The sequence below is a fragment of the Microbacterium arabinogalactanolyticum genome, from assembly GCF_030268005.1.
Taxonomy (GTDB): domain Bacteria; phylum Actinomycetota; class Actinomycetes; order Actinomycetales; family Microbacteriaceae; genus Microbacterium; species Microbacterium arabinogalactanolyticum.
Window position 1 is genome coordinate 1,366,069 of sequence record NZ_BRZC01000004.1, and the last position, 11,978, is coordinate 1,378,046.

Genomic DNA, 11,978 nt, shown 5'->3' on the forward strand with positions numbered 1-11,978 from the left:
GACGCACTCCGGGGTCGGATCGCTTGACAGGGCGATCCGACCCCGGATATGTTTACATGAAACGATTCAAGAGACATCGGACCATCACATCGATGTGAGAGGACGTCACCATGACCCGAGTCGGGTTCCAGCTGCAGGTGCGGCCCGAACTGCTCGACGAGTACCTCGCACGGCACTCCCCGGTATGGCCGGAGATGCTGGCGGAGATCGCCGCCGCCGGCCGCCGCGACTACTCGCTCTTCCTCGCGCCGGGAGGTGTGCTGTTCGGGTACTACGAGACCGACGACGATGCCGCCGCGCAGGCCTACCTCGCGGCGTCGGAGGTCGCCGCCCGGTGGGAGGCCGAGATGGCGCGGTTCTTCGTCGGCCTCGAAGGGCGTCCCGACCAGGCGGCCACGCCGCTCACCGAAGTCTTCCACCTCGAGACACAGCTCGCCGCAGCAGAAAGCACCGAATCATGAGCATCCTCACCCCCGAGATCCTGTCCGAGCTGGAGCAGCAGTCGATCGAGCTCCCCTCCTGGGCGTTCGGCAACTCCGGCACCCGGTTCCGCGTGTTCCGCACCCCCGGCACGCCCCGCGACCCGTTCGAGAAGATCACGGATGCCGCGCAGGTGCACAAGCACACCGCGCTGGCGCCCAGCGTGGCTCTGCACATCCCCTGGGACACGTGCGACTTCGGCGACCTGCGCAAGCACGCCGAACACCTCGGCGTGAAGCTCGGCACGGTCAACTCAAACACGTTCCAGGACGAGGACTACAAGTTCGGCGCCCTCACGCATGAGGACGCCGCGGTGCGCCGCAAGGCCATCGACCACCACCTGGCGTGCATCGACGTGATGGATGCCACCGGCAGTCGCGATCTCAAGATCTGGCTGGCCGAGGGCTCGAACTATCCGGGCCAGGCCGACATGCGCGGTCGCCAGGATCGGCTGAACGAGTCGCTCCGCGAGATCTACGCGCGCCTCGGCGACGACCAGCGGCTGGTGCTGGAGTACAAGTTCTTCGAGCCGGCGTTCTACCACACCGACGTCCCCGACTGGGGGACGAGCTACGCCCAGGTCTCCACCCTGGGCGAGAAGGCGATGGTGTGCCTGGACACCGGTCACCACGCCCCCGGCACGAACATCGAGTTCATCGTCATGCAGCTGCTGAGGCTGGGAAAGCTCGGGTCGTTCGACTTCAACTCGCGCTTCTATGCCGACGACGACCTGATCGTCGGTGCCGCCGACCCGTTCCAGCTGTTCCGCATCCTGTTCGAGGTCGTCCGCGGCGGCGGCCTGAACAACCCCGACGTGGCGTTCATGCTCGACCAGTGCCACAACATCGAGGACAAGATCCCCGGGCAGATCCGCTCGGTGCTGAACGTGCAGGAGATGACCGCCCGCGCGCTGCTGGTCGACCGCGAGGCTCTCGCCGCAGCGCAGAAGACCGGCGACGTGCTCGGCGCCAATGCCGTGTTCATGGACGCCTTCTACACGGACGTGCGCCCGGCGCTGGCCGAGTGGCGCGAGTCGCGCGGACTGCCTGCAGACCCGATGGCGGCGTTCGCGGCATCCGGCTACCTGGAGCGGATCGCGGCCGACCGGGTCGGCGGCGTGCAGGCAGGTTGGGGGGCCTGAGCATGAGCATGCAGAAGCGAACCCTCACCGCATGGAAGGCCACGATCGCCGTGGCCATGTCCAACTACATCGAGGCCGGCGCGATCATCGCACTGGCCACCAGCCTGACGCTCTGGCAGGGCGAGTTCGGCTTCGACGACGGGGCCGTCGGCCTGGTCGCGGCGCTCAGCGCGAACGCCTTCGGCGCGGCCATCGGCGCGGCCGTCGGAGGCCCGCTCTGCGACCGACTCGGACGCAAGTTCATCTACACCTACGACCTGATCGTCTTCATGATCGGCGCACTGATGGTGACCTTCTCGCCGAACTTCGCCGTGCTGCTGGTCGGCGTCGTGCTCATGGGCATCGCGGTCGGCGCGGGCGTGCCGGCGTCGTGGACCTACATCGCCGAGGAGGCGCCGAGCGAGCAGCGCGCGGCGCACGTCGGCACCGCGCAGCTGGCCTGGTCGATCGGCCCTGCCATCGGCTTCCTGCTGGCGGTCGTGCTCGGCCCGCTCGGGATCGTGGGCTCCCGGATCATCTTCTTCCACCTGTTCGTGATCGCGGCCGTCACCTGGTGGGTGCGCCGCGACCTGCCCGAGTCCGCGCGCTGGAAGGCGCAGCGCGAGACCGCGCAGGAGCAGGGCGAGAAGGTGTCCCTGTTCTCCGGCATCCGCGGGCTGCTCTCGGATCGCCGCAACCTGGGCGCGCTGCTGTTCCTGCTCGGCGTGTACGGACTCTGGAACACGGTGGCCGGCCAGGCCGGCATCTTCCAGCCGCGCGTCTACGACGCCGCTGGTCTGCACGACGCGACCCAGCAGAACCTGCTGCAGGTGCTGGTGTGGACGCTCACCGCCGCGGCGACCTACTTCGGCTTCATGCGCTTCGGCGACCGCGTCAGCCGCCGGTGGCTGTACTTCGGCGGCGCACTGCTGGGCGTCATCGCCTGGGTCGTGCTCGTCTTCGCCCCTCCCGGACTCGCGTCGCTGCTGTTCTTCGCCATCGCGTGGGGCATCTCGGCGGGCATCGGCGCGCAGGCCTTCTACGGCCTGTGGACCGCTGAGCTGTTCGCCACGAAGTACCGCGCGAGCGCACAGGGGATGCTCTTCATGCTCGCCCGCGTCATGGTCGGCCTGCTGAGCCTGGTCTTCCCCGTGCTGCTCACCAGCTGGGGCCTCCCCCAGCTCGGCATGCTGATCATCGGCCTGCTGGTCGCGGCGCTGCTGATCGGCACCATCTGGGCTCCCCGAACCGAAGGCAAGTCTCTCGAGCAGATCGAACGCGAGCGCTACGGCGAGCGCGTCGACGCCGATCTCGTCTGACACCATCTCCGAATCCACGAAGGACTCCTCCTCATGACGAACCCCACTGCCGCCGCTCTCATCGCCCGGTCGAACCGGCTCGGCGCCGATCCGAAGAACACCAACTACGCCGGCGGCAACACGTCCGCCAAGGGCACCGAGACCGACCCGGTCACCGGGCAGCCCGTCGAGCTGCTGTGGGTGAAGGGCTCCGGCGGCGACCTGGGAACCCTCAAGGAGTCCGGCCTCGCAGTGCTGCGACTCGACCGCATGCGTGCGCTCGTCGACGTCTACCCCGGCATCGACCGCGAGGACGAGATGGTCGCCGCCTTCGACTACTGCCTGCACGGCAAGGGGGGAGCTGCCCCGTCGATCGACACCGCGATGCACGGACTCGTGGATGCCGCGCACGTCGACCACCTGCACCCCGACAGCGGCATCGCCATCGCGACCGCCGCCGACGGCCCGGAACTGACGGCGAAGATCTTCGGCGACAAGGTCGTGTGGGTGCCGTGGCGCCGCCCCGGCTTCCAGCTCGGACTCGACATCGCGGACATCAAGGCGAAGAACCCGCAGGCGGTCGGCTGCATCCTGGGCGGCCACGGCATCACCGCCTGGGGCGACACCTCGGAGGAGTCCGAGAAGAACTCCCTGTGGATCATCGACACCGCCGCCGCGTACATCGCGTCCAACGGCAAGGAGCAGCCCTTCGGCGGCATCCGCCCGGGCTTCGAGGCACTGCCGGATGCAGAGCGCCGGGCCCGCGCCGCGGCCCTCGCCGCCACCGTCCGCGGCATCGCGTCCACCGACAAGCCCATGGTCGGGCATTTCACGGATGCCCCCGTCGTCACTGACTTCCTGGCATCCGAGAAGGCGCCCGCGCTGGCGGCGCTCGGCACCAGCTGCCCCGACCACTTCCTGCGCACCAAGATCAAGCCGCTGATCCTCGACCTGCCGGCGACCGCGTCGGTCGACGAGCAGATCGCCCGCCTGCGCGAGCTGCACGCCGAGTACCGTGCCGACTACCAGGCGTACTACGACACGCACGCCACCGCGGACAGTGCTGGTGCCGCGGGCGCCTGGCCCGCGATCCGCGGCGCCGACCCGCTGATCGTGCTGATCCCGGGCGTGGGCATGTTCTCCTACGGGGCGAACAAGCAGACCGCACGCGTCGCCGGGGAGTTCTACGTGAACGCCATCAACGTCATGCGCGGCGCGGAGGCGCTCTCCACCTACTCCCCCATCTCGGATGCCGAGAAGTTCCGCATCGAGTACTGGGCGCTGGAAGAGGCGAAGCTGCAGCGGATGCCGAAGCCGAAGAGCCACCAGGGGCGCATCGCGTTCGTCACGGGCGCGGCATCCGGCATCGGCAAGGCGATCGCGACCCGTCTCGCCGCCGAGGGCGCGTGCGTGGTCGTCGCCGACCTCGACCTGGAGAAGGCGCAGGCCGCCGCCGCCGAGCTCGGTGGCACGGACGTCGCGATCGGCGTCGCCACGAACGTCGCGGATGCGGATGCCGTGCAGGCCGCGCTCGACGCGGCCGTGCTGGCGTTCGGCGGCGTGGACCTGGTGGTCAACAACGCCGGTCTCTCGCTGTCGAAGCCGCTGCTGGAGACCACCGAGAAGGACTGGGACCTGCAGCACGACGTCATGGCGAAGGGCTCCTTCCTGGTCTCGAAGGCCGCAGCGAAGGTGCTGATCGAGCAGAAGCTCGGCGGCGACATCATCTACATCTCCTCGAAGAACTCCGTCTTCGCCGGGCCGAACAACATCGCCTACTCCGCGACCAAGGCCGACCAGGCGCACCAGGTGCGTCTGCTGGCGGTGGAGCTCGGCGAGCACGGCGTGCGCGTGAACGGCATCAACCCCGACGGCGTCGTGCGCGGCTCGGGCATCTTCGCCTCGGGCTGGGGCGCGAACCGCGCCGCGACCTACGGCGTGGCCGAGGAGGATCTGGGCCAGTTCTACGCGAACCGCACCATCCTCAAGCGCGAAGTCGTTCCCGAGAACGTCGCCGACGCCGTGTACGTGCTGACCGGCCCCGAGCTCTCCCGCACCACGGGTCTGCACATCCCCGTCGACTCCGGCGTCGCCGCGGCCTTCCTGCGATGAGCATTCCCGGGTCGGGGCGCCCCCGGTCGATGAGCGCCTTCGCCGCCGTCGATCTCGGGGCCACGAGCGGCCGCGTGATGATCGGACGCGTGCGCGACGATCGGATCGAGCTCGAGCCGGTCTCGCGCTTCCCCAACGGCCCGGTCGAGAGAGCCGATGGACTGCACTGGGACTTCGGCGCCCTCTTCGAGAACGTCGTCGAGGGGCTCGGCGAGGCGGTGCGCCGCGAGCCCGGCATCCGGAGCATCGGCATCGACTCATGGGCGGTCGACTACGGGCTGCTGCGGGATGGCGAGCTGCTGGCGGAGCCGTTCCACTACCGCGATGCGCGCACAGGCCGCGGCGTGGACGAGGTGCATGCGGTCGTCCCGTTCGAGGACCTGTACCGCCGCAACGGCCTGCAGTTCCTGCCGTTCAACACCCTGTACCAGTATCGGGTCGACGAGCAGCTCCCGCAGGCGGATGCCGCACTGCTGATCCCCGACCTGATCGCGTTCCTGCTCACAGGGCGGCAGGTCGCGGAGCGCACGAACGCGTCGACGACCGGCCTGCTGGACGTGCGAACCTCGGAGTGGGATCTCGAGCTCGCCGAACGGCTCGGCATCCCGGTCGGCGTCCTTCCCGACCTCGTCGACCCGGGAACCGTGATCGGCACGCTGCGGCCAGAGCTCGCCCGCCGGATCGGTGCGGAGCTGCAGGTCGTCGCGGTCGGCTCGCACGACACGGCATCCGCCGTCGTCGCCGCTCCGCTGTCCTCTCCGCAGTCGGCGTACATCTCCTGCGGAACCTGGGGGCTGGTCGGGCTGGAACTGGCAGAGCCGGTGGTGACGGACGCCGCGCGCGCCGCGAACTTCACCAACGAGCTCGGCGTGGACGGCCGCATCCGCTTCCTGCACAACGTGACGGGCCTCTGGCTGCTCAGCGAGACCGTGCGCGCGTGGGAGGCGGAGGATGGCGCGCCGATCGACCTGCCGTCGCTGCTCGCGCAGGCGGCGGATGCCGACGGCGAGACGCCCCTGTTCGACGCGAACGAGCCGTCGCTCAGCGCGCCCGGCGACATGCCGGCCCGTATCGCCGCGCTGCTCGGCCCGGCTGCGCCGGCCTCACGACCGGCCTTCGTGCGCAGCATCGTGGAGTCGATCGCCGCGGCGTTCGCGGATGCCGTGCGAACGGCATCCGCTCTCTCCGGGCACGAGATCGACAGCATCCACCTGGTCGGCGGCGGCTCCCTCAACCGCCTGCTCTGCCAGGCGACTGCCGACCGCTCCGGGCTTCCGGTGCTCGCCGGCCCGGTCGAGGCGACCGCGCTCGGGAACGTGCTGATCCAGGCGCGCGCCACGCAGGATCCGCCGGCCTCGCTGGAGCAGCTGCGGGCCATCGTCGCCGCGAGCCAGGTCCCGGTCCGGTACGACCCGCGCTGACCTGGACACGCACGCCTCCGGAGCGCATGCTGAAGCGATGAGCGCATTCCAGACGACCCAAGCCTTCAGCGGCTTCAGCGTCGACGATGTCGACGCCGCGCGAACCTTCTACGGCGAGACCCTCGGACTCGAGGTCACGACCAACCCGATGGGCTTCCTCGACATCCACCTGCCGCAGGGCGGCTCGATCCTCGTTTACGGCAAGCCGAACCACACCCCGGCGAGCTTCACGATCCTGAACTTCCCGGTCGAGGACGTCGAGGCCGCGGTCGACGAGCTCAACTCCCGCGGGGTCGTGACCAAGATCTACACCGATCCCGACTTCGGCACGGACGCCAAGGGCATCGCCCGCGGCGGCCCGGGGCGCGGGCCCGACATCGCCTGGTTCACCGACCCCGCGGGAAACGTGCTGTCCGTGCTCGCCATGGGATGACACGCGGACGCTCGCGTCGGAGCGGATGCCGTACGCTCACCTCATCAGCCCCTTCCGCCCGCAGAGGAGCCGCATGACGATCACGCGCGATTCGCGATGAGCCGGCGCTCCAGCGGCATCCTCGCCGTCGCCGTCACCTCGGTGCTGTGGGGCACCACGGGCACCGCCGCCACGTTCGCCCCGTCCGCGAGTCCGCTCGCGATCGGTTCCGCCGCGCTCGGCATCGGCGGACTGCTGCAGTTCGCCGTCGCCTGGCGTTCCGTGACAAGCGGGCGGGCGCGGCTCGCGCAGCACAGGGGCGTCATCCTCGCCGCCGGTCTCGCCGTCGCCGTCTATCCCCTCGCGTTCTACGCGTCGATGCATCTGGCCGGCGTCGCGATCGGGTCGGTCGTGTCGCTGGCATCCGCTCCCCTGTTCTCCGGAGCGCTGGAGGCCGTCATCGACCGGCATCGTCCCGATGCACGGTGGGCAGCCGCGGTCGTCCTCGCGGTCGGCGGCGGGGCCGCGCTGATCCTCTCGCACGAGGTCGGGAGCGGTTCGAACGTCGCCCTCGGCGTCGCGCTCGGCCTGGTGGCCGGTGCGACGTACGCGCTGTACTCCTGGGCCGCGAGGCGGCTGATGGATGCCGGAATCGAGCGCGCGGCGGCGATGGGCGCCGTCTTCGGACTCGGCGGGCTGCTGCTGATGCCGGTGCTGTTCGTCACCGGCGCGCCGCTGGTCGCATCGCCGCAGGCCTTCGCGGTCGCGGCCTACATGGCACTCGTGCCGATGTTCCTCGGCTACCTGCTGTTCGGCTTCGGGCTGGCACGCGTCCCGGCGAGCACGGCGACCACGGTGACCCTGCTGGAACCGGCCGTCGCGACACTGCTCGCCGTGCTCGTCGTCGGCGAGCGGCTCTCTGCGGTCGGCTGGGCCGGGATGGCCGCGATCGCCGCCTCGCTGCTGGTGCTGAGCCTGCCGGCGCGGGCGGGCGGTCCCGGAGACCGGTCCGCGCCGATGCCGTGAGGCGCGAGACCGTCCCGGGGCATTTTCTCGTTCTCGGATGCCAGGACCTTCGGCGCCTCCGCTCGCACCGCGTCGGAACGCCGAAGCCCTGCGGCATCCGGCACGCTCAGGCGCGCGCGTCGCCCTCGTCGGCAGTGATGCGGACGAGCATCTTGCCCGTGTTCGCGCCGCGCATCATCTCGAGGAACGCGTGCACGGTGTTCTCGATGCCGTCGACGATCGTCTCGTCGTAGGCGATCGTCCCCTGGGCGAACCAGGCCGTCATCTTCTCCTGGAACTCGGGAGCAAGGCCGAGATATGCCGCGAGCGTGAAGCCCTTGAGGGTCAGCGCCCGCGTGATGATGTTGGCCATGTTGTCGGGGCCCGGGGTGCGGTCGGTCGTGTTGTAGCCGGCGATCGCTCCGCAGAGCGCGGCGCGACCGCCGTCGTTGAACGCATCGAGGGCCGCCTCCAGGTGGTCGCCTCCGACGTTGTCGAAGAACACATTGATGCCCTCAGGGGCCGCCGCGGCGAGCTGGGCTCGCACGTCGCCGTCGCGGTAGTCGAAGGCCGCGTCGTAGCCGTACTTCTCGGTCAGGAGCGCGACCTTCTCGGGCGTGCCCGCGGAGCCGATGACCCGCCCGGCCCCGAGCAGTTTGGCGATCTGTCCGACCGCGGTCCCCACCGCGCCCGCCGCACCGGAGACGAACACGGTGTCGCCCGGCTTCAGCCCCGCAATCGCGGTGAGCCCGACATAGGCGGTCAGACCGGTCATCCCGAGGATGTGCAGTCGCAGAGAGGAAGGGAGGCCTGGCACGTCGGGCACGGCGCGGAACGTCGAGGCGTCGGCCTGGATCACGTCTGACCAGCCGTGCTGATGCAGGACCAGCGTCCCGACCGGGAGTTCCGGGGCCGCGGAGACGATGACACGGCCGATGGCACCTCCGGTGATCGTCTCACCCAGAGCGAAAGGCGCGACATAGCTGCGGACGTCGTTCATGCGTCCCCGCATGTAGGGGTCGACGGAGACGAACTCGTTGCGCACTCGCACCTCGCCGGCGGAGGGGGCCTCGTAGACCACCTGCGCGGTCTGGAAGTCGTCGGGCGTCGGCCACCCGACCGGGCGCTTGGCGAGCTGGATCTGAGTGCTCAGGGCAGTGGACATGGAACTCCTTGGTGATGGTGCTGTCGGCCGGGTCAGAGCGTGACGCCGAGCGCGAGGATGATGACCGCGACCGCGGGGATGACGCCCTGCTTGAGCGCCGCGCCCCGCTTGTCCGGCGAGGAGAGCAGGAGCACGATCGCGGCCGCGGCCATGGAGCCCGCCCCGACGAACACGAGCGTCGCGCCGACAGCGTGCGCTCCGACAGCGAAGAGGATGATTCCCGCGAAGACCGAGATCGCGAGGAACAGGTTGTAGAACCCCTGGTTGAAGGCCATTGACTTCGTCGCCAGAGCCTCCTCCTCCGTGACGCCGAACGTCGCGCGCACTCGCGGCGTGGTCCAGATCAGCGACTCCATGACGAAGATGTAGACGTGCACGAGCGCCGCGAGACCGGCGAGTATCAGACCTGCGACCGCCATGAGGACTCCTCCGTGAAGCGTTTCTGTAATGACCTGTCCAATATATACTGGACTGACCGTTACACAAAAAGGAGCGCTCATGGCACGCACACCGAGCTTCGACCGCGAAGCGGTGGTCCGCGCTGCCCGCACGCTGTTCTGGACGGTCGGCTATGAGAGCGCCTCGATCCCCGACCTCGAGGCCGCCACGGGCCTCAGCCGCTCCAGCATCTACAACGCCTTCGGCTCGAAGCGCGGCCTGTTCGACGCCGCCGTGCAGAGCTACCTCGACGAGATCGTCCGCCCGCGGCTGCGACCGCTGTCAGGCGAGGTCGTCGATCCCGACGCGATCATCGCGTATCTGCAGGGCCTGCGCGACGCATTCGGCACACTCACCTCGATGCCGGCATCGCACGGATGCCTCCTCGTGAACGCCGCCGGCGCCCCGATCGCGCACGATCAGAAGGTGGCCCAGGTGATCTCCGACTATCGCGCGGAACTGCACGACGCCTTCGCCCGCGGGGTGGATGCACACACGCCCGACCTCGACGCCGCCGAGCGGGAACGGCGGGTCACCGCGATCACGAGCAGCGTCGTCGCCGCCTTCGCCCTGGCTCGGATCGACCCGGCCGAGGCCGCCCGGGGCATCGCCTCGGCGATCGAGCTCGTCGCCCGGAGCGCCTGAGCGCCGGAAACGAATCGAGCCCCGAGACTTCGTCCCGGGGCTCGATTTCTTTGGCGGAGACGGAGGGATTTGAGTCCCTCGCGGCCACTCCACGCGCCGCCCCGTCTCAGAGGTCGGTCTCGTCGGGCGCGAAGGGCGCCGCGCGGAGCCTCCGACCGCGTGGGGCCCTGTTGTCGAAAGTGCCACCCGTCACAGCGAAAAATCCGGACCCGGGACTTTGTCCCAGGATCCGGATTCTCGGCGGAGACGGAGGGATTTGAACCCTCGGTCCCCTTGCGAGGACTCCACCTTAGCAGGGTGGTGCACTAGGCCTGACTATGCGACGTCTCCATGTGCTCGAACCGAATCGAGCACGTCATGCAATCATAACGGGTCGGACGGAGTGCGGCGAACTCGCCTCCTGCATCGGGCGTGGCGGTCAGCGACCGCGCACGTTGCCATTCGAGCAGGTCACCTGGGCCGCCGAGGTGCCCGTGATCGACGAGGGCAGCTCCACGACATCCGCGGGGGTCCCGGTCGGCGTGGGCGTGGCCGGCGGCGCGGTGGTGCCGGCATCCGGCTCCTTCACGACCACACCGTCGTTCTTCGTGTTCTCATGGGTGATCTGCAGCTGCTTGTTGGCCGTGATCGCATCCCACAGGATCTTGGCGTTGCGCTTGTCCGGGATGACTCGGTCCGTGTCGGCCGGGTCGTACACCGTCGGGTACTGCACGAAGACGATGTCCTCGAACGGCACATCCTTGACCGCCAGCGCGATCTGCGCGATGGTCATCGGGTTCGCGAGAGACGTGGACGCCTCGAGGTTGTTCAGGCCCACGTCGGCGAGCTTCAGCATGGTGCCGACATTGCCGAGGACCTGACCGCTGACCAGCTTGCGCACGAGGCTCGACATGTACTGCTGCTGGTTGCCGATGCGCCCCAGGTCACTGCCGTCGCCGACGCCGTGGCGCGTGCGAAGGAACTGCAGAGCCTGCAGGCCCTGGATCGTGTGGTCGCCGGCGGACATGTCCAGACCGGTGAAGCGGTCCTTGATCGGATTGGCCAGGCAGACGTCGACGCCGCCGATGGCATCCGTGATCTCGATCACGCCGCCGAAGGTGACCTTCGCGGCGAACTCGATGTCCTCGTTGCCGACCAGGCTCGAGATGGTCTTGGCGACGCAGTTCAGGCCGCCCTTGTCACCGCCGTGCTCATAGGCCACGTTGAGCTGCTGCTTGCTCATCGACGAATACGTCTTGCCGTTGGCATCCGTGCAGGACGGGATCGGGATCATCAGGTCGCGCGGGAAGCTCACCACGGTCACGCGCCGCGGCGCGGCGGAGACGTGCACGAGCAGGTTCACGTCGTTCAGCGTGCCCTGGGCATCCTTGCCCGTGCAGCGCTTGCCGAACAGGTGAGCGTACTTGGGCTCGCAGGTGTCCACACCGGTGAGCAGGATGTCGAATCCGCCCTGGTACGCCGAGATGTCCGGCGGGAGCTCCTTCTGGTTCTCCAGCTCCACGGCGTTGGCGCTGACGGTGTTCAGCAGGCCACCCACGACGAACGTTCCCACGCCAAGGCCGCTGACCAGGATGACGGCCAGGGCGATGCCGAGCAGCTTGATCAGCTGCCCGGTGGCGCCGGGCGTGCGCAGCTGACCATGACGGGCGACGGGGGTGCGGCGACGGGGGGACTCGCTCACTCGGTGCCTTTCGAACAGATGCGGAGGGTGTGGGATTCGAACCCACGGGACATTGCTGCCCACTGGTTTTCAAGACCAGGTCCATCGGCCGCTCGGACAACCCTCCCGATCCCGGCTCGCACCGGACGATCAGGCGTCGAGTCTATCGGTTCCGGGGGAAGAGCCGATGGTCGATGTCTTCAATTCTCGCGTGTCCACCTG

General features: G+C 69.1%; 11 protein-coding genes and 2 tRNA genes. 8 read left to right on the top strand and 5 right to left on the bottom strand.

Annotation, left to right across the window (positions count from 1 at the left end; all coding sequences use genetic code 11):
• The first annotated feature begins 110 nt into the window (after nt 1-110).
• From MIAR_RS10920 to MIAR_RS10950, 7 genes are all read left to right on the top strand, one after another.
• Nucleotides 111-461 carry an L-rhamnose mutarotase gene (locus tag MIAR_RS10920; protein ID WP_285635372.1) on the top strand — a complete coding sequence of 117 codons (351 nt, stop codon included), beginning with the start codon at nt 111-113 and terminating at the stop codon, nt 459-461.
• The gene (gene rhaI / locus MIAR_RS10925) at nt 458-1,621 is read left to right on the top strand and encodes an L-rhamnose isomerase (RefSeq protein ID WP_285635375.1); all 1,164 of its coding nucleotides are present in this window, start codon (nt 458-460) and stop codon (nt 1,619-1,621) included. Before MIAR_RS10920 ends, rhaI begins: the two co-directional genes overlap by 4 nt.
• An 8-nt stretch (nt 1,622-1,629) precedes the next feature.
• Entirely contained in the window at nt 1,630-2,919 is a 1,290-nt protein-coding gene (locus MIAR_RS10930; RefSeq protein ID WP_285635378.1) for an MFS transporter, read from the top strand.
• Between the two features lie 33 nt (nt 2,920-2,952).
• Nucleotides 2,953-5,010, top strand: a complete 2,058-nt coding sequence (locus tag MIAR_RS10935) for a bifunctional aldolase/short-chain dehydrogenase (protein ID WP_285635382.1) — start codon at nt 2,953-2,955, stop codon at nt 5,008-5,010.
• Between the two features lie 29 nt (nt 5,011-5,039).
• Nucleotides 5,040-6,431 (top strand): rhamnulokinase, encoded by a 1,392-nt coding sequence (locus MIAR_RS10940; protein ID WP_285635385.1) that lies wholly within the window; start codon nt 5,040-5,042, stop codon nt 6,429-6,431.
• 37 nt (nt 6,432-6,468) lie between these two features.
• A complete protein-coding gene (locus MIAR_RS10945) occupies nt 6,469-6,864 on the top strand; it encodes a VOC family protein (protein WP_285635388.1) in 396 nt (131 codons plus the stop codon).
• A gap of 96 nt (nt 6,865-6,960) precedes the next feature.
• Nucleotides 6,961-7,869: a DMT family transporter gene (locus tag MIAR_RS10950; protein ID WP_285635391.1), complete on the top strand. Its 909-nt coding sequence runs from the start codon at nt 6,961-6,963 to the stop codon at nt 7,867-7,869.
• 106 nt (nt 7,870-7,975) lie between these two features.
• Here MIAR_RS10950 and MIAR_RS10955 read toward each other — a convergent pair whose 3' ends face one another.
• Nucleotides 7,976-9,013 (bottom strand): NADP-dependent oxidoreductase, encoded by a 1,038-nt coding sequence (locus MIAR_RS10955; protein WP_285635394.1) that lies wholly within the window; start codon nt 9,011-9,013, stop codon nt 7,976-7,978.
• 32 nt (nt 9,014-9,045) lie between these two features.
• A complete protein-coding gene (locus MIAR_RS10960; RefSeq protein ID WP_285635397.1) occupies nt 9,046-9,432 on the bottom strand; it encodes a DUF1304 domain-containing protein in 387 nt (128 codons plus the stop codon).
• A 79-nt stretch (nt 9,433-9,511) separates the two neighbouring features.
• Here MIAR_RS10960 and MIAR_RS10965 point away from each other — a divergent pair, with 79 nt between their 5' ends.
• Nucleotides 9,512-10,096, top strand: coding sequence for a TetR/AcrR family transcriptional regulator (locus MIAR_RS10965; RefSeq protein ID WP_285635400.1), 585 nt, complete (start codon nt 9,512-9,514; stop codon nt 10,094-10,096).
• A 241-nt stretch (nt 10,097-10,337) separates the two neighbouring features.
• Here MIAR_RS10965 and MIAR_RS10970 read toward each other — a convergent pair.
• The 3 genes from MIAR_RS10970 to MIAR_RS10980 form a co-directional block, all read right to left on the bottom strand.
• Nucleotides 10,338-10,426, bottom strand: a tRNA-Ser gene (locus tag MIAR_RS10970).
• Between the two features lie 88 nt (nt 10,427-10,514).
• The gene (locus tag MIAR_RS10975; RefSeq protein WP_285635403.1) at nt 10,515-11,777 is read right to left on the bottom strand and encodes an LCP family protein; all 1,263 of its coding nucleotides are present in this window, start codon (nt 11,775-11,777) and stop codon (nt 10,515-10,517) included.
• Nucleotides 11,778-11,798: 21 nt separating this feature from the next.
• A tRNA-Ser gene (locus MIAR_RS10980) sits at nt 11,799-11,883 on the bottom strand.
• Between the last annotated feature and the right edge of the window lie 95 nt (nt 11,884-11,978).

Bases quoted from the DNA above. Each gene is read 5' to 3' on its own strand.
- MIAR_RS10920 (WP_285635372.1), top strand. From the start codon at position 111: ATGACCCGAGTCGGGTTCCAGCTGCAGGTGCGGCCCGAACTGCTCGAC.
- rhaI (WP_285635375.1), top strand. From the start codon at position 458: ATGAGCATCCTCACCCCCGAGATCCTGTCCGAGCTGGAGCAGCAGTCG.
- MIAR_RS10930 (WP_285635378.1), top strand. From the start codon at position 1,630: ATGCAGAAGCGAACCCTCACCGCATGGAAGGCCACGATCGCCGTGGCC.
- MIAR_RS10935 (WP_285635382.1), top strand. From the start codon at position 2,953: ATGACGAACCCCACTGCCGCCGCTCTCATCGCCCGGTCGAACCGGCTC.
- MIAR_RS10940 (WP_285635385.1), top strand. From the start codon at position 5,040: ATGAGCGCCTTCGCCGCCGTCGATCTCGGGGCCACGAGCGGCCGCGTG.
- MIAR_RS10945 (WP_285635388.1), top strand. From the start codon at position 6,469: ATGAGCGCATTCCAGACGACCCAAGCCTTCAGCGGCTTCAGCGTCGAC.
- MIAR_RS10950 (WP_285635391.1), top strand. From the start codon at position 6,961: ATGAGCCGGCGCTCCAGCGGCATCCTCGCCGTCGCCGTCACCTCGGTG.
- MIAR_RS10955 (WP_285635394.1), bottom strand. From the start codon at position 9,013: ATGTCCACTGCCCTGAGCACTCAGATCCAGCTCGCCAAGCGCCCGGTC.
- MIAR_RS10960 (WP_285635397.1), bottom strand. From the start codon at position 9,432: ATGGCGGTCGCAGGTCTGATACTCGCCGGTCTCGCGGCGCTCGTGCAC.
- MIAR_RS10965 (WP_285635400.1), top strand. From the start codon at position 9,512: ATGGCACGCACACCGAGCTTCGACCGCGAAGCGGTGGTCCGCGCTGCC.